The 15,848-nt window shown below is 40.7% G+C and carries 13 protein-coding genes; 11 read left to right on the forward strand and 2 right to left on the reverse strand.

The annotated features are described in order from the left end of the window. The 8 genes from mraY (at nucleotide 1) to ftsZ (ending at nucleotide 10,084) form a co-directional block, all read left to right on the forward strand. Complete coding sequence (mraY, locus tag GYM62_RS20030; protein WP_091651148.1) at nucleotides 1–1,212, forward strand: phospho-N-acetylmuramoyl-pentapeptide-transferase; 1,212 nt, start codon at nucleotides 1–3, stop codon at nucleotides 1,210–1,212. Nucleotides 1,213–1,216: 4 nt separating this feature from the next. After that, on the forward strand, nucleotides 1,217–2,569 hold the full coding sequence (gene murD, locus GYM62_RS20035) for a UDP-N-acetylmuramoyl-L-alanine--D-glutamate ligase (RefSeq protein WP_219957715.1): 1,353 nt from the start codon (nucleotides 1,217–1,219) through the stop codon (nucleotides 2,567–2,569). Further along, entirely contained in the window at nucleotides 2,566–3,735 is a 1,170-nt protein-coding gene (locus GYM62_RS20040; protein ID WP_091651145.1) for an FtsW/RodA/SpoVE family cell cycle protein, read from the forward strand. The genes murD and GYM62_RS20040 overlap by 4 nt, the downstream gene beginning before the upstream one ends. Further along, complete coding sequence (gene murG, locus GYM62_RS20045; RefSeq protein WP_370627676.1) at nucleotides 3,732–4,841, forward strand: undecaprenyldiphospho-muramoylpentapeptide beta-N-acetylglucosaminyltransferase; 1,110 nt, start codon at nucleotides 3,732–3,734, stop codon at nucleotides 4,839–4,841. Before GYM62_RS20040 ends, murG begins: the two co-directional genes overlap by 4 nt. Continuing rightward, nucleotides 4,838–6,244 carry a UDP-N-acetylmuramate--L-alanine ligase gene (murC, locus tag GYM62_RS20050; protein WP_219957716.1) on the forward strand — a complete coding sequence of 469 codons (1,407 nt, stop codon included), beginning with the start codon at nucleotides 4,838–4,840 and terminating at the stop codon, nucleotides 6,242–6,244. The genes murG and murC overlap by 4 nt, the downstream gene beginning before the upstream one ends. Beyond that, nucleotides 6,241–6,999 (forward strand): cell division protein FtsQ/DivIB, encoded by a 759-nt coding sequence (locus GYM62_RS20055; protein WP_219957717.1) that lies wholly within the window; start codon nucleotides 6,241–6,243, stop codon nucleotides 6,997–6,999. The genes murC and GYM62_RS20055 overlap by 4 nt, the downstream gene beginning before the upstream one ends. 10 nt (nucleotides 7,000–7,009) lie before the next feature. Then, nucleotides 7,010–8,320 carry a cell division protein FtsA gene (ftsA, locus tag GYM62_RS20060; protein WP_091651994.1) on the forward strand — a complete coding sequence of 437 codons (1,311 nt, stop codon included), beginning with the start codon at nucleotides 7,010–7,012 and terminating at the stop codon, nucleotides 8,318–8,320. A gap of 108 nt (nucleotides 8,321–8,428) precedes the next feature. Further along, complete coding sequence (gene ftsZ / locus GYM62_RS20065) at nucleotides 8,429–10,084, forward strand: cell division protein FtsZ (RefSeq protein WP_219959499.1); 1,656 nt, start codon at nucleotides 8,429–8,431, stop codon at nucleotides 10,082–10,084. Nucleotides 10,085–10,087: 3 nt separating this feature from the next. Here ftsZ and GYM62_RS20070 read toward each other — a convergent pair whose 3' ends face one another. Further along, the gene (locus GYM62_RS20070; protein WP_091651988.1) at nucleotides 10,088–10,612 is read right to left on the reverse strand and encodes an NADPH-dependent FMN reductase; all 525 of its coding nucleotides are present in this window, start codon (nucleotides 10,610–10,612) and stop codon (nucleotides 10,088–10,090) included. A 95-nt stretch (nucleotides 10,613–10,707) separates the two neighbouring features. Between GYM62_RS20070 and GYM62_RS20075 the strand changes: the two genes are divergently transcribed. Then, complete coding sequence (locus GYM62_RS20075) at nucleotides 10,708–11,526, forward strand: purine-nucleoside phosphorylase (protein ID WP_219957718.1); 819 nt, start codon at nucleotides 10,708–10,710, stop codon at nucleotides 11,524–11,526. Here the strand turns inward: GYM62_RS20075 and GYM62_RS20080 are convergent, their stop codons facing one another. Beyond that, complete coding sequence (locus GYM62_RS20080; protein ID WP_091651130.1) at nucleotides 11,527–11,991, reverse strand: hypothetical protein; 465 nt, start codon at nucleotides 11,989–11,991, stop codon at nucleotides 11,527–11,529. It abuts the gene before it with no gap. Nucleotides 11,992–12,184: 193 nt separating this feature from the next. On the opposite strand from GYM62_RS20080, the gene GYM62_RS20085 reads away from it, so the two are divergent. Then, nucleotides 12,185–14,599 (forward strand): carboxypeptidase-like regulatory domain-containing protein, encoded by a 2,415-nt coding sequence (locus GYM62_RS20085; RefSeq protein WP_219957719.1) that lies wholly within the window; start codon nucleotides 12,185–12,187, stop codon nucleotides 14,597–14,599. Then, nucleotides 14,592–15,686, forward strand: a complete 1,095-nt coding sequence (locus GYM62_RS20090; RefSeq protein ID WP_219957720.1) for a DUF4249 domain-containing protein — start codon at nucleotides 14,592–14,594, stop codon at nucleotides 15,684–15,686. The genes GYM62_RS20085 and GYM62_RS20090 overlap by 8 nt, the downstream gene beginning before the upstream one ends. Nucleotides 15,687–15,848: the final 162 nt, after the last annotated feature.

A 15,848-nucleotide genomic window follows, 5' to 3' on the forward strand; every position in this document is an offset into this window, starting at 1 on the left:
ATGCTATATCCCATTTTTGATTATTTAGATAAGGTTTTGGACATTCCTGGAGCAGGGGTGTTTCGCTATATCTCCTTCCGTGCTGGGATGGCGGCAGTTCTTTCATTGATTATTACCATCACCTTTGGGCATAAAATCATTGCCTGGATTAGAAATAAGCAGATCGGCGAAACCGTCAGGGATTTAGGTCTTGAGGGACAAACTCAAAAGAAAGGGACTCCAACAATGGGAGGGCTGATGATGATAGCAGCGATTTTAATCCCAACTCTATTATTTGGTGACTTAGACAATATTTACATCCTCCTTCTTCTTATCACAACTGTGTGGCTGGGAGGAATTGGCTTTTTGGATGATTATATCAAAGTATTTAGGAAAAACAAAGAAGGACTAGCCGGAAGATTTAAAATCATAGGTCAGATAGGGATAGGAATCATCGTTGGAGCTACGCTTTACTTCCATGAAGATGTGGTAATCAGGGAGTTTCAAAATCCTGTTTCTATTGAAGAAGGAATTGTAGAGACCCCTGCTTATCAGGATATTAAAATTGCAAAAACAACCATTCCGTTTGTCAAGAACAATGAATTAAACTATGAATCAATCTTAGGATTCTTGGGTGAGTCCATGACTCCGGTTTTATACATTTTAGTAGTGATATTCATTATCACTGCTGTGTCCAATGGCGCTAATATTACCGATGGAATAGATGGTCTGGCAGCAGGGACTTCGGCCATAATTGGTTTAACGATTGCAATTTTTGCCTATTTAAGTGGTAATGCGATTTTTTCCCAATACCTGAATATCATGTACATCCCTAACTCAGGGGAGTTGGTGATTTTCGCCTCAGCTTTTATAGGAGCTTGTGTTGGTTTCCTTTGGTACAATGCTTATCCAGCTCAGGTTTTTATGGGGGATACGGGTTCGCTGATGCTGGGTGGAGTGATTGCAGTTTTGGCATTGACACTCAGAAAGGAACTTCTGATTCCTATTATGTGCGGGATTTTTCTAGTGGAGAATCTGAGCGTAATGATTCAAGTCAGCTATTTCAAATACACAAAGAGAAAATATGGAGAAGGAAGACGCATTTTCTTAATGTCTCCTTTACATCATCATTATCAAAAGAAAAGTATTCCAGAAGCCAAAATTGTAACCCGTTTTTGGATTGTGGGAATCTTGTTGGCAGTCATCACTTTGGCAACTTTAAAATTAAGATAAGTTAATGAAACGCGTAGCCATCATAGGAGCAGGAGAAAGCGGTTTGGGAGCAGCGATGCTAGCCAAGCTGGTAGGCTATGCTGTTTTTGTAAGTGATGCAGGGCCTATTTCTGCGGAAAGAAAAGCTACACTAGAATCCCACGAGATAGAATTTGAGGAAAACACACATAGTGAAGAGAGAATTCTTCATTGTGATTTACTGATAAAAAGCCCGGGTATTTCTGAGAAAACGCCATTGATTCAAAAGGCTACTTCCGAAGGAATTGCAGTGATTGATGAATTGGAATTTGCGCATCATTTCACTCAAGGAAAAGTAATTGCCATCACTGGAACCAATGGGAAAACCACTACAACCTTGCTCACTTATCACTTGATGAGGTCTGCTGGATTGGATGTTGGTCTTGCGGGAAATGTTGGTAAAAGTTGGGCTGGACAATTGGTAGAAAGAGATCATGAATGGTGGGTACTGGAATGCAGTAGCTTTCAGATCGATGGAATGCTTAGCATCCGGCCTAAAGTAGCCATGTTGACCAATATCACTCCTGATCATTTGGACAGGTACGATTATGATGTGAATAAATACATCGCTTCTAAAATGCGGCTTTTCAAAAATATGAAAACGGAGGATTTTGCTGTTTTCTATCAAGAAGATAAGCTAAGTAAGCAAGGAGTAGCTTCCAAAAAAATCAAGGCTTTGCACATTCCAGTTTCTCTCGAGAGCGAGCCTGAAATGGGAGCTTTCTTGGCCAAAGAAAACTTGGAGCTTAAAGTGAAAGGCCGCTCATACACTATTCCCACAGAGATTCTTCCAATTAAAGGAAAGCATAATATTCTCAATGCACTTTTTGCATGCACTGCTGCCACCATAGCTGGAGTAAGTCAGGAGGATTTAATCAAAGGTTTGAAGACATTTCAGAATGCTCCTCATAGAATGGAGCCTGTTGGAAAGATTGAAGGAGTGCAGTTTATCAATGACAGCAAAGGGACCAATGTGGAAGCCACATATTATGCTTTAGGAAGCTTTCAAAATCCTTTGATCTGGATTGCTGGGGGAGTGGATAAAGGGAATGATTATTCAGTACTGCTTCCATTAGTGGAAGGAAAAGTAAAGACTTTGATCTGCTTGGGTAAGGACAATGAAAAGTTGAAAAAGGCTTTTCAAAATACTATTCCAAGTATTCGGGAGACTGAGGATATCAAAGAAGCTGTGAGCTGGGGTTTGGAATTAGGCGAAAGCGGGGATATAGTTCTCCTTTCTCCTGCCTGTGCCAGTTTTGACTTATTCAAAAATTACGAGGATCGCGGTAATCAATTCAGACAGGCGGTTCAGAAATTAAATGAAAAAGAAAGCGCATGAGTCAGTTTAAGACATGGATAGATGAGCATTTCAGAGGTGACCCAATAATCTGGGGCATCGTGATATTGCTTTCTCTTTTCAGTATCCTGGTAGTGTACTCTGCTACTGGTTCTCTTGCCTATAAATATGCTGGAGGCAATACTGAATTGTATCTTATCAGACACTCAACGCTTGTTTTTGTATCACTTTTAGTGATGTGGTTAGCCCATAAGGTTCCTTATAAGAACTATGCCTTGTATGCTCGTTTGGCCATGTATTTATCCATGCCATTATTGCTAATCACTTATTTATTTGGATCTAATATCAATGAAGCCAATAGATGGTTGACCATTCCGGTGATTAATCAGGCATTCCAACCTTCTGATTTGGCAAAATTGGCTCTGATTGCTGCTTTGGCGGCTATGCTTGCCAAGCGTCAGAATAACATCAAAGATTTCAAAAGCACCTTCCTTCCTATCATTATTGCTATAGGCCTAATCTGTTTGCTGATAGCCTTGGCTAATATGTCTACTGCAATTTTGCTTTTGGCAACCTGTCTGTTGATCATGTTTATCGGAAGAGTTCCAGTGAAGTACCTGCTCATAGTGATAATGGTGGGGATTTTGGGCTTGACTTCAGCAGTATTTCTAGGTCAAAGAGGTGATACTTTCGTGGCTAGGATTGAGGCTTTCATGGATGAAAGTGAAGTGCCTTTCCAAGCTGAGCAATCCTATATCGCTATTGCAACTGGCGGAGTAACAGGTAAAGGGCCAGGAAATTCTGAGCAGAGAAATTCTCTTCCACACCCATATTCAGATTTTATCTACGCCATCATTATCGAGGAATACGGATTGGTAGGAGGCGTTTCTGTATTGTTCCTCTATCTCGCTTTACTCTATCGAGGCATGAGAATCGTCTCGAACTCCAATAAGGCCTTTGGAGGTCTGCTATCTGCTGGTTTGAGCTTTGCTTTGGTGATTCAGGCTTTAGTCAATATGGCGGTCGCTGTAGGCTTGGGGCCGATTACGGGTTTACCCCTTCCTTTATTGAGCATGGGGGGTACTTCATTGGTATTTACAGGGATTTCCTTGGGTATTATTCTCAGCGTATCGAGAGGGGATCATCAGGATGAAATTCAGACAGGTTCTGCGATGAACCGACCAAAACTTAAAACTGCCTTATCATAGAAACTACAAAAACATATCGCATACTCATTAGTGGAGGAGGAACCGGAGGACATATCTATCCGGCCATCGCTATTGCTAATGCCTGGGTGGAAAGACATCCGGACAGTGAGGTGCTTTTTGTGGGTGCATTAGGTAAAATGGAAATGCAGAAAATTCCTGAAGCAGGCTATAGGATTGTAGGGCTTCCGGTGGCTGGACTTCAGAGAAGCTTGAGCTTATCCAATTTGAAGTTCCCTTTCAAATTACTGAAAAGCCTATCCAAAGCTTTTGGAATTGTCAAAGAATTTAAGCCACAAGTAGTGGTAGGTGTAGGAGGATATGCCAGCGGACCTGTGTTGTATGCAGCCCAAAGCAAAAAAATTCCAACTCTGGTTCAAGAGCAGAATTCATACGCTGGCCTTACCAATAAAATATTGGCGAAAAGAGCACAAAAAATCTGCGTGGCTTATCCTGATATGGGACAGTTTTTTCCGGAAGAAAAAATTGTCTATTCCGGCAATCCTGTTCGAAAGGATATTTTAAATCTAGCAGGCAAAAGGGAAAAAGCCTTGGCTCATTTTGGTTTGAAATCAGACTTGAAAACTGTCCTGGTACTAGGTGGGTCTCTTGGAGCGAGAACTTTAAATCTGGGAATGCTGGAGGACATGAAAGCCTTTGACCAAGATGGATATCAGGTCCTGTGGCAATCCGGCAAATTCTATTTCAAGGATATGTTGGCAGCAACAGAGAAGGCTCAACTGAAAAATATCCATTTGAGAGAATTCATTAGAGAAATGGACTTGGCCTATGCCGCTGCAGATCTAATCATCTCGAGAGCTGGAGCCTTGTCGGTATCCGAACTTTCATTGGTTGGAAAACCTGTGATTTTCATCCCTTCTCCTAATGTGGCTGAAGATCACCAAACGAAAAATGCCATGGCCTTTGTCATTAATAATGCAGCGGTGATGCTGAAAGACAGGGAGGCAGTCGGTCAATTGAAAAAGAAAACAGATGAAGTCTTAGGGAATCCTGAGATGGTCAAATCCTTAGGAGAAAATATAAAAAAGTTAGCCAAGCCCTTCGCAGCTGAAACTATTGTCAATGAAATGGAACAACTGATCGCATGAGTTTCAAGGGAAAAAATAGCGTCTACTTCCTCGGAATTGGCGGCATAGGCATGAGTGCCTTGGCCCGCTGGTTTCAGCATGAAGGCTATTTTGTAGCGGGTTATGATAAAACCCCCTCTCCTTTGACTGAGGAATTGGTCAAAGAGGGGATTGCTATATCCTTTGTGGACTCTGACCAGCATATTCCTGAAAATATATTAGCTGATAAATCCAAGGTTTTGGTGATCTGGACTCCGGCGATTCCTAAGAACTCTTCCTTATTGGAGTTTTTTACCTCTCAGGGTTATGAGATGAAAAAGAGATCCGAGGTATTGGGAGTATTGACTTCATCCCATAGAAGTATCGCAGTAGCCGGTACTCATGGTAAGACCACAACTTCCTCTTTGATTGCTCATATGTTGAAAACAGCAGGAAAACCAGTGGCAGCATTCTTAGGAGGGATTACTCAGAATTATCAAAGCAATCTGATTCTGAATGATCAAAAGGGTGAGCCAATCATGGTAGTTGAGGCCGATGAGTTTGATAGGTCATTTTTGAGATTGCACCCTAATGAGGCGGTAATTACCAGTGCTGATCCAGATCACTTGGATATTTACGGTGATGAGGCCACCATCCTGGATGGATTCCGACAGTTTGTAGGATTGCTGGATAAGAAAGGGAAGCTATACATACAAATCAATGCGGCTTATAGGTTGGGAGAAGACTCACTTCCTTTAGAAAAAACCAGATTTTATGGGCTGAGATCAGAAGGAATCCGAGCAGAAAATATCAAAGCAATGCCAGGCTCATTTGTCTTTGATTATGTCGACGGTGACAAAGAAATAAAAGGGCTGGAATTATTTATTCCTGGCTTTCATAATGTGGAAAATGCGTTGGCAGCCATTGCCGTATGTCTGGATCATCAGGTTACTGAAGAGCAGGTTCGAAAAGGAATCAGCTCATTCAAAGGCGTGAAGAGAAGATTTGAAATACATGTCAATGAAGGAGGCTTGGTATTTATAGATGATTATGCGCACCATCCGGAGGAAATCAGAGCTTGTTTGAGCTCGGTGATTGCCATGTTCCCGGGAAAAAAGGTGACCGTGGTTTTTCAACCTCATCTATACACAAGAACCCGAGATTTTGCTCCTGGATTTTCAGAAAGCCTATCACTCGCAGACGAAGTGATTTTACTGGATATCTATCCTGCCAGAGAGTTGCCAATTGAAGGAGTTAATTCTGAAATGCTTTTAGAAGGTATTCAGTCCCAGAAAAAGCAAGTTTTAGCGAAGACTGATTTGACAGCATATTTGAGATCAACCAATCCTGAAGTGCTGGTAACATTAGGTGCTGGAGATATAGATCGTTTAGTGCCTGAAATTGCGAATTGGACCCGTTCACGCTTAAATAGTTCTGAATCATGAAAAATACAGGACTGAGGAAATCATTGGTATTTATTCTACTCAGCTTAGTGCTGGTAGGATTCATAGGTTTTGTGGAAAAGCAAAGTCTATACAAGACCTTCCAAGGAAGTGAAGTCAAAATAGGGGGAGTCAGTGGATTGTATTTCGTGGAAGAATCTGAAATACGACAAATTATCAGTGAGTCTTTTCCGGAGCTGAAGGTGGGCATGATGATAGAAGAGGTTCCATTGAAGGAAATTGAAAAAAGGATAGAAGGACATCCATTTGTGAAATCTGTGCAAGCTACGATTGGACAAAAGGGAATTTTAAATCTGGAAATTCAGCAACATCAGCCCATTGCAAGAATAGCAAGACCTACGGCAGCAGATGGCTACATCACGGTGGAAGGCCTGATTATTCCAACTTCTCCAACTTACACCAGTAGAGTGTTGATTTTGGAGGGCAAGCATGCTGAAAAATTGATGAATAAAGGAGATGTCAATTCTGAAATGCCTGAGTTGATGGATCTAATCTGGTATATAGCGGCAGACAAATTCTGGTCCGCACAAATCACTGAGTTGGAAGTCAATTCTCCAACAGATATCAGAATGTATCAACAAGTAGGAAGTCAGATCATTGAATTTGGAGATGCTTTCAATCTTCAGGATAAGTTTGACAGAATTAAGATTTTCTACAAAGAAATATTACCCAGAAAAGGCTGGGATACCTATAGCAGGGTGAGTGTAAAATTTAAGGATCAAATTGTTTGTGAATAATAGCTTGGATATGGAAAACGAAAAACTAATCGTCGGACTCGACATAGGTACAACGAAAATTTGTGCCATTGTGGGTCGCAAGAATGAATATGGAAAACTCGAAGTCCTAGGCATGGGCAAGGCTGTGTCAGATGGGGTAGATCGGGGTGTCGTCACCAATATTGACAAGACTGTTCATGCGATCCAAAAAGCTGTAGAAGAAGCTTCTGAAATGGCTGATGTTGAAATCGGCGAGGTAATCGTGGGAATTGCCGGACAACATATTCAGAGCAAAATTCAAAGTGGAAGCATCATGCGTCCGCCTACAGAGGATGAAATTACCATAGAAGATGTGCGCAGGCTTTCTTCAGAAATGGAGAATATTCTGGTTCCTCCGGGAAATAGAATTATTCACGTCATGCCTCAGGATTATACGGTAGATTATGAAGGTGGAATAAAGGATCCGGTGGGTATGTCCGGAACAAGACTGGAAGCAGATTTTCACATCATCACTGCCCAGACTACAGCTATCAATAATATCAACCGATGTGTAAGGAGAGCGGATTTAACTTCCAAGCAGTTAATTCTTGAGCCATTGGCGAGCTCACTTTCAGTCTTGAGTGATGAAGAGAAAGAGGCTGGTGTTTGCTTAGTGGACATCGGTGGTGGAACTACAGATATTGCCATTTTCTACGAAAATATTATCCGTCATACAGCGGTGATTCCTTTAGGTGGAAACATTATTACTAAGGATATCAAAGAGGGCTGTATGGTGATGCACAATCAGGCAGAACTATTAAAAACACGATTTGGAAAAGCGATCGCAGAAGAGGCGAATCCAAATGAAATTGTGTCTATCCCAGGCTTGAGAAATAGACCTCCAAAAGAAATTTCTATCCGTAATCTGGCCTCTATTATTCAGGCTCGAATGGAAGAGATCATCGAGATCGTCCAAAATGAAATTATGCAGAGCGGCCATTATAAGAAATTGGCTGGAGGAATTGTGATCACTGGTGGTGGTTCTCAATTGCAGTTTATCTCTCAGCTTTTCGAATACATGACTGGATTGGATACCAGAATTGGATATCCAAATGAGCACTTGGGCAAGTCAGTAATTGAAGAAGTGAAGAGTCCTATGTTTGCCACTTCAGTAGGACTTGTATTAGCAGGTTTTAAGGCTTTGGATGATCGTGAGGAGAATTATAACAAGCGCTTGGCTAATGCGGGTGTTCAGCCTAAAGCAATTAAAAAAGACTTTAATCCAAAAGATATTTTCCGAAACATCGGGGATAAGCTCAAGAGCATTATTCACGATGATATAGGAGACGACGGTAATTACTAGGGCTTATGATTGGGGGGAGATAAGCGGTCCTGCTGCTTATTTCCCTATTTCCTAACCCTATCAAATTGAAAATAACTAATTCACCAATTAAATAATATGTCAGATAACATGAAAGATTACAGATTTGATCTTCCAAAGAATCAAAAGTCAATTATCAAGGTAATTGGCGTGGGTGGTGGTGGCTCCAATGCCGTAAACCACATGTACAGTCAGGGAATTAAGGATGTAGAGTTTGTGGTAGTCAATACCGATGCGCAGGCTCTAAAGTCAAGTCCTGTTCCTTTAAGATTGCAATTAGGTGCAAACCTAACTGAAGGCCTTGGTGCAGGAGCGAATCCTGAGCAAGGAAAAAATGCAGCGATTGAGTCTCAGGACGAAATCCGTGAGCTATTGGCAGACAATACCAAAATGGTATTTATTACCGCAGGTATGGGAGGTGGAACCGGAACAGGAGCAGCTCCTATCATTGCCAAAATCGCAAAAGAACTGAACATCCTTACAGTAGGTATCGTGACTGCTCCTTTCATGTTTGAAGGGAAAAAGAAAATGACGGTAGCTCAGGAAGGGATTGAGTCCTTGCGTGAAACTTGCGATACTGTCCTGGTAATTTTGAATGACAAGCTTCGTGAGATTTACGGAAACTTGGCAATCAGAACCGCATTCGGTAAAGCAGATGACATCCTGACAACAGCAGCAAAATCTATCGCTGAAATCATTACGATTCATCAAGATGTAAACGTGGATTTTGAAGATGTTAAGACTGTAATGAAAGATGCCGGAGCAGCCGTGATGGGATCTTCAACTGAGGAAGGTGAAGGCAGAGCTATCAGAGCAGCTGGTGCGGCTATTTCTTCTCCACTATTGAATAATGTAGATATCAAAGGAGCTCAGAAAATCCTTTTGTCAATTATGTCAGGGGAAGAAGAAGAGCTTTCTATGGACGAATTGAGTGAGATCACTGAATACATCCAAGAAAAAGCAGGAGATAATGCTGAAGTGATTTTTGGTCAGGGTATTGATCAGGAATTGGGTAAGGCGATCAGGGTTACTGTCATCGCAACTGGTTTCGAAATGGATAAACTGAAAGGTGCCAGAAGAACTCCGGAGAAAAGTGTGGCTCCTACCCCAGCTCCGATCCCAGCTCCTATTGTCGAAAAGCCTACTGCTGAAGTTGAGGAATCAGAAGAAGTAAAGACGGTGATCAACTTGGATTCCGGAAAATCTGAAAAGGTGAAAGAGGAGCCGATCAGTAATGGAAGCACCTTCGTTTTTACTACTCCAAAGGCACCGATAGCTCCAAAAGAGCCAACACCTATGCCTGAAAAGGAAAAGCAGGAGTCAACCTTTACATTTGATTTTACAAAGAGAGAGGAAAGTAAGCCTACTGAATCCAAGCCATCTCAGCCTGAAAAGATCGTTCATGATCTTTATGAAGAAGAGCCTGAAGAGGAGAAAAAGGAGCAGGAGTTACCTTCTAATCAAGAGCCTTCCAAGCCGGTTTATGCAAATGATTACTATGAGCAAATGAAGCAAAAAGCTATTCAAAGAGCGCATGAGCGATTTGAGAAGCTAAAAGGAAACCGTTCGTTTAACCCGACTCCTGAAGAATTGAAAGAAAAAATGGAGGTTCCTGCTTATTTGAGAAAAAATGTGACATTGAATGAGCCTGAGCATAGTTCAGAGAATACTATCAGCAAATTCAATGTCAACGATGATAACGAAATCCTGGGAAACAACAGGTTTCTGCATGATAATGTGGACTAAGTCCTAAAAATCAAGCAGCATCTCTGCCTGGGATTGCAGCAGTTCTACATACAGCCTGTTGGTGAGCAGGTTATCTGACATATTTTGCTCAATTTTAGCGAGCTTCGGCTTGAGAGCAAGAACATGCATTCCTAGGTAATGGAATATATCGGTGAGGTGGCTCAATGCGATGCCACCTCCCCCGATTCCAGAAGAAAGGCCGACTAGTGCGGCTTTTTTATTTCTAAAGGTATTGGGATAGGTCATCCCGTCAATGAATGATTTTAAAATCCCTGGAAATGACCCATTGTATTCAGGGACGATGAAGACAAACTTTTTCCCATCTGCTACCCTTTGATGGAATGAATTATATTCCTCATTTTTTCCATTATTCTCATAAAGAGCTGTCTCGATAAAATCCGAAGGCAAATCTTCCAATTCCAGAATTTCAGATTCAACTCCTTTTTGACTCAATAGGCCTTGATAGTATAGGGCGATTTGTTTGGAAACAGAGTTTTTGCGGTTTGTTCCGACTATGATCTTAATCATTTTTTTCAAATTATGCTGAAAGCTATACAAGCTAAAGGGGGTAAAAGTTCGTAGCTAGGGCAATATTAATATCTTTGCGATAAACCTAAACTTCTATGACTTATCCATCTCAAATTGCAGAAGCGAGCAACTTTTTGAAAAATCTTTATCCTGAGCCTATAGAGAATATGATTATTCTCGGCACTGGATTGGGTAAACTGGGTGACCAGATCGATCCTGACTTGGAAGTCGATTATGCGGATATTCCTCATTTCCCGGTTTCCACCGTTGAAAGTCATTCAGGCAAACTTATTTTTGGAATTCTCGGCGGCAAAAAAGTCGTGGCCATGAAGGGAAGATTCCATTACTATGAAGGGTACTCTATGAAGCAGGTGACATTTCCTGTAAGAGTTTTGAAGACGCTGGGTGTAAAAAGACTTTTCGTTTCCAATGCTTCCGGAGGGCTAAATCCCAATCAAGAGGTAGGAGAAGTCATGATAATCAGCGATCACATAGATCTATTTCCTGAAAACCCTTTAAGAGGTCACAATCCGGATGAGTTTGGGCCAAGATTTCCGGACATGAGTGATGCTTACTCAAAAAGACTGATTGAAAAGGCAGAAAAGATCGGAAAAGATTTAGGCTTCAAATTACACAAAGGAGTGTATGCAGGCGTATCAGGCCCAAATTTGGAAACTCCTGCAGAATATAAATATTTGAGGATTATTGGAGCTGATGCAGTAGGCATGAGTACAGTTCCGGAGGTTTTGGTGGCCAGACAATCAGGAATTGAGGTTTTTGGAATTTCCGCCATAACTGATCTAGGTGTAGAAGGGAAAATAAAGAAAATTACCCTTCAGGAAGTCTTGGAGGCAGCTGCCAAAGCTGAACCTATCATGGCGAGAGTTATGAAGGAATTGATTCAGGCTCTTTAATCAATCCTGTGGCAACTGATCTATAAATTCAGTCAATTCTTCCAAATAAGGCCTGATCACTTCAGGCCAGGTAGTTTCATCTGCATCTATTTGCCAATATAGAGTCCCTTCACGATTGTCAAAAGCCAAATAAATACCACCTTGGTCCGCGCAATCCGGGCATCCAATTACAGAGAAGGGATTTTCCAACAATGATTGGGGAAAGCTATCTCTTAGTGATTTTGCCTTCGCTACGTACTGATTACTTAAAGGTGTAGGCTTATAAGTAATGGTGGCGGCTTCCCTAAATGAGTTTAAGTTGTCTACGTACAACTTATCATTTTCCAGCTTGTAAATCTGAATACAGTTGCCCGTACAAAAGGCTGACCATCTCCCAAATACAAAAGCATCCTGAAGCGGTTCTTCTGATTCTTTACAGGCACCGAACACAAGAATTGTCAGCAAAAGAAGCATTAGCTTTTTCATGATTCGAATTTTATGGTCTTCTAATGTGTAAATTTAATAGTAATAGCTAAAGCATTTTAATGCCTTTATCATCCTTTAAATACGCTTTGTCAAGTTTTTCTAAAGCTTTGACATTTTTGAAGTGTAATTTATCGGATTGATAATTACATTTATCATATACGAATTTCATATTTTTTTGATACTCGAATCAAGTATGCTTAAAGCAAAACTGATATTTTCTTTCCTGCTGTTTTTTTGGGCAATAAACTCCTACGCTCAAACCGACTCTTTGAGTTTTCAATTTGGAAAAAAGGAAGGAAACCATCCTATTAATTATATTCTCACAGGTAAAATTACCGACAAGAAAAGTGGCGAGGGGATTGATGGGGTAGGAGTTCATGTAGATGGATTTTATTCGGGAATCAGTACCGATAGATTTGGAACATATTTTATTCAGCTTGCTCCAGGAGAGCACAAGGTCACCTTCAGGCATACTTCAAAAATTCCGGTTTTTACTCAAGTGTCACTTTTTGACAATGGAATTATTTCTATTTCTATGGAGGAGAAAAGTTATGAGTTAGAAGGGGTAGTAGTACTTTCTGATGAGCCTGATAGAAATGTGCGAAATCCAATAACTGGAATAGAAAAATTGACCACGCGCGAACTCAAGGCAATTCCTGCGTTTTTGGGAGAAGCTGATATTTTTAAAGGGTTACAACTTTTGCCAGGTGTCAGCTCAGTCGGTGAGGGTACTTCAGGAATCAATGTAAGGGGAGCAAAAACCGATCAAAATCTCCTGTTGATGGACGAAGTTTTAGTTTTGAGTTCCAATCATGCATTAGGATTTTTGTCGGCATTTAATACCGATGTGACGGAATCATTTACTCTTTACAAAGGAAATTTACCCTCGAATTTAGGGGGTAGAGCAGGGTCAGCATTAAATATTGCAATGCGCTCTGGTTCTAAAGAGAATTGGTCTGGGCTAGCGGGTATTGGTACTTCCAATGCGAAACTGATGCTAGAAGGCCCTATTCAGAAGGAAAAGGCAAGTTTAATTATTGGCGGGCGAGTGTCCAACGCCAATTGGTTATTGCAGCAAGCTAGAGACTTAGATATCAAAAACTCCGAACTAAATTTCCATGATGCCTACATAGGGTTGAATTGGAACTTGGCTCAAGGGCATGATTTGGAAGTAAACACTTTGATGACGGGCGATTATTTTAAATTTTCTGATGAATTCGGCTATGATTGGTCAAATCGAGTGAGTTCCATCAAGTATAAAGGAATCTTGGGAGAGCAGCTATCATTGAAAGCTTTATTAGCCAATGGGGAATTTTCCAATACTTTTTTCGACCCTGAGGGAATCGATGCTGCGCAAGTAGAAAATGGGATGGATTATCAGCAGGCAAAGGTCACTTTGGTATGGGCCTCTGATCGCTTTTCCATTTCCAATGGAGCCGAACTTGTCTATTATTCAGGGAAATCCGAGCAGTTAAGTCCCTTTTTTGAAGGATCAAATGTAGCTACTGAGCAGGTTGGAAAAGAACAAGGTCTGGAAAGCGCTTTATTTTCAAGTCTAGAATGGGATATTAGTCAAAATACCGCTATTGTGGCGGGTTTACGATACTCATTTTATAGCCAAAAAGGACCTGATACCGTTTTTGTCTACAGGGAAAATGCTCCAATCACTAGGGGAGAAACTATTGGACAGGAGTTTTTTGAAGGAGGATCTTTAGCCAATTATAATGGGTTTGAGCCCAGGATTTCCTTACGTCAGAATTTTGGTCAAAACCTTTCAGCCAAATTGAGCTATTCCAGGCTTAATCAATACATACAATCAGTAAGCAATACTTTCGGGCCCACTCCAATTGATCTTTGGCAATTGAGCACAAGATATATTCCCCCTCAGCGATCTGATAATTTTTCATTTGGCATTTTCAGAAATAGTAAAGGGAATGAGTGGGAGTTTTCTGTGGATGGATTTTATCGAAAAATTCAGAACCAAGTAGAATACAAAGATTTTGCTCAGATCTTTTTAAATCCTCAGATGGAAACCGAATTAGTTTTTGGGGAAGGAAGAGCCTATGGTGCTGAATTCATGATTAAAAAGAATCTAGGAGTTGTTACAGGTTGGCTCGCTTATACCTATTCCAGGTCCTTTTTCAGAAGTTTGGGGGAGTTTGAAGAAAAGCAGATCAATCAGGGAGAATGGTATCCAAGCAATTATGATAAGCCGCATGAGATAAATTTTATTCTTAGCAGAAAAATGTACCCAAGAGGATTGTTTAACTTTTCTGTCAATTATGCCAGTGGTAGACCAGTCAGCGCTGTCAATTCAAGTTACATTTTAAATGGATTGATTATTCCGGAGTATTCTGAGAGAAATCAGTATAGAATACCGGATTACTTTCGGGTTGACATTTCGTACACTTTCGAAAAAGTATTTTCAAAGAAGGGCGATAGTCTCAACTTTAGCATTTATAACCTCTTAGGGAGGCGAAATGCATATTCAGTTTTTTGGCAAAAAGATGGGGATAGCAGGCAATTGAGGCCTTACAGACTGGCAGTTTTAGGAGCTATTTTCCCCTCAATTACGTATAGCATTCAGATAGGAGGAGAAAATGAATAAACATCTTACAACTTTTTGCTTGGCATTGATTTTTTTGATGTTTGCCTCATGCATAGATCAGATTACTTTTCCTTTGGATAAAGGAACAGAAAAGCTCATAGTTTCTGGACAGATAAGTAACCTCGATGAAGATAAATTTGTATTCCTTTCAGAAACCACTTCGGCCAACAGGGAGCCATTATATTCAGGGCAATATTTGGTTTTAAATGATTTGCCCAGACCTGTAAGGGGTGCTCAAGTAGTTGTTATAGGGAGTGATAATTCCCAGAGTAGATTCAATGAAATCGGACCTGGAAAATACATGCTCGGCAGAGAAGTGAAATTCAAATCAGGGGTAGAATATCACCTTGAGATAATCATTCAGGGAAAGCGATACCTGTCTATTCCGGAAAGGATGCCTGATATTGTTGGAGAAGATGAATTGAGCTATGAGTTTGTCCGTGGTAATTTTAAAGGGGCTCCCGAAACTGCTTTCATCTCTATACAAACTGAAGTTAGCCTTCCTGAAACTATTGAGCCCTACTATTTACGATGGGATGTGGACGAGGCTTACTATTGGAATTTGACATTTTTTCCTAACCCTTTCAACAAAGCACCCCCAGATTGCTACGTTTTTGACTTTCCTGATCCAGAAAGAATTGCGTTGTTTAATGGACAAGCCTCCGGTTTTTCTACAAATCAAAATAGGCAGATAGTAGCCCAACGCGTGGTGGATGAGTCCTTCTTGAGTAGACATTATTTCAATGTCAGACAAGTGAGTATTTCCAGGGAGTCTTTTGATTATTGGCAAAAGGTAAAAGTTTTGGTCAATAATACTGGCTCAGTGTTCGATACTCCACCAGCTCCGATTAGAGGTAATTTGTATAATGACAAAGATCCTGAAGAAGTTGTTTTGGGATATTTCGAAGTGGCAAAAGTGAGTCAAAAAAGAATTTACACCACAAGAGCAGACGTGCCTTTTTTCCTTCCAGAGATCTGTACTTACGAACGAAATAGACCGCTGGATAAATATCCAAAAACATGCCTCCGATGCAGTGAATTTCCAAATAGTACAAACGATACCCCTCATTGGTGGTTTGATCAATAGGAGATTATCTGGTGGGGTCCTATGGAATAGCTTTGTAATTTCTTACCGAGATCGATTTAGATGGTAAGCTTTAAATGGGCTCTTAATTAGCCGATAATAAAAAAAATACTTTTTGACTTCTAGCTTTTTGTATTTTGTGTTTGATAACAACTCAAACCCCAA

It is taken from the genome of Algoriphagus sp. NBT04N3, from assembly GCF_019443765.1.
Taxonomy (GTDB): Bacteria; Bacteroidota; Bacteroidia; order Cytophagales; family Cyclobacteriaceae; genus Algoriphagus; species Algoriphagus ornithinivorans.

What these genes read in the sequence shown, in the direction of transcription:
- mraY (WP_091651148.1), top strand. Translation starts at nt 1, where the DNA reads ATGCTATATCCCATTTTTGATTATTTAGATAAGGTTTTGGACATTCCT.
- murD (WP_219957715.1), top strand. Translation starts at nt 1,217, where the DNA reads ATGAAACGCGTAGCCATCATAGGAGCAGGAGAAAGCGGTTTGGGAGCA.
- GYM62_RS20040 (WP_091651145.1), top strand. Translation starts at nt 2,566, where the DNA reads ATGAGTCAGTTTAAGACATGGATAGATGAGCATTTCAGAGGTGACCCA.
- murC (WP_219957716.1), top strand. Translation starts at nt 4,838, where the DNA reads ATGAGTTTCAAGGGAAAAAATAGCGTCTACTTCCTCGGAATTGGCGGC.
- GYM62_RS20055 (WP_219957717.1), top strand. Translation starts at nt 6,241, where the DNA reads ATGAAAAATACAGGACTGAGGAAATCATTGGTATTTATTCTACTCAGC.
- ftsA (WP_091651994.1), top strand. Translation starts at nt 7,010, where the DNA reads ATGGAAAACGAAAAACTAATCGTCGGACTCGACATAGGTACAACGAAA.
- ftsZ (WP_219959499.1), top strand. Translation starts at nt 8,429, where the DNA reads ATGAAAGATTACAGATTTGATCTTCCAAAGAATCAAAAGTCAATTATC.
- GYM62_RS20070 (WP_091651988.1), bottom strand. Translation starts at nt 10,612, where the DNA reads ATGATTAAGATCATAGTCGGAACAAACCGCAAAAACTCTGTTTCCAAA.
- GYM62_RS20075 (WP_219957718.1), top strand. Translation starts at nt 10,708, where the DNA reads ATGACTTATCCATCTCAAATTGCAGAAGCGAGCAACTTTTTGAAAAAT.
- GYM62_RS20080 (WP_091651130.1), bottom strand. Translation starts at nt 11,991, where the DNA reads ATGAAAAAGCTAATGCTTCTTTTGCTGACAATTCTTGTGTTCGGTGCC.
- GYM62_RS20085 (WP_219957719.1), top strand. Translation starts at nt 12,185, where the DNA reads ATGCTTAAAGCAAAACTGATATTTTCTTTCCTGCTGTTTTTTTGGGCA.
- GYM62_RS20090 (WP_219957720.1), top strand. Translation starts at nt 14,592, where the DNA reads ATGAATAAACATCTTACAACTTTTTGCTTGGCATTGATTTTTTTGATG.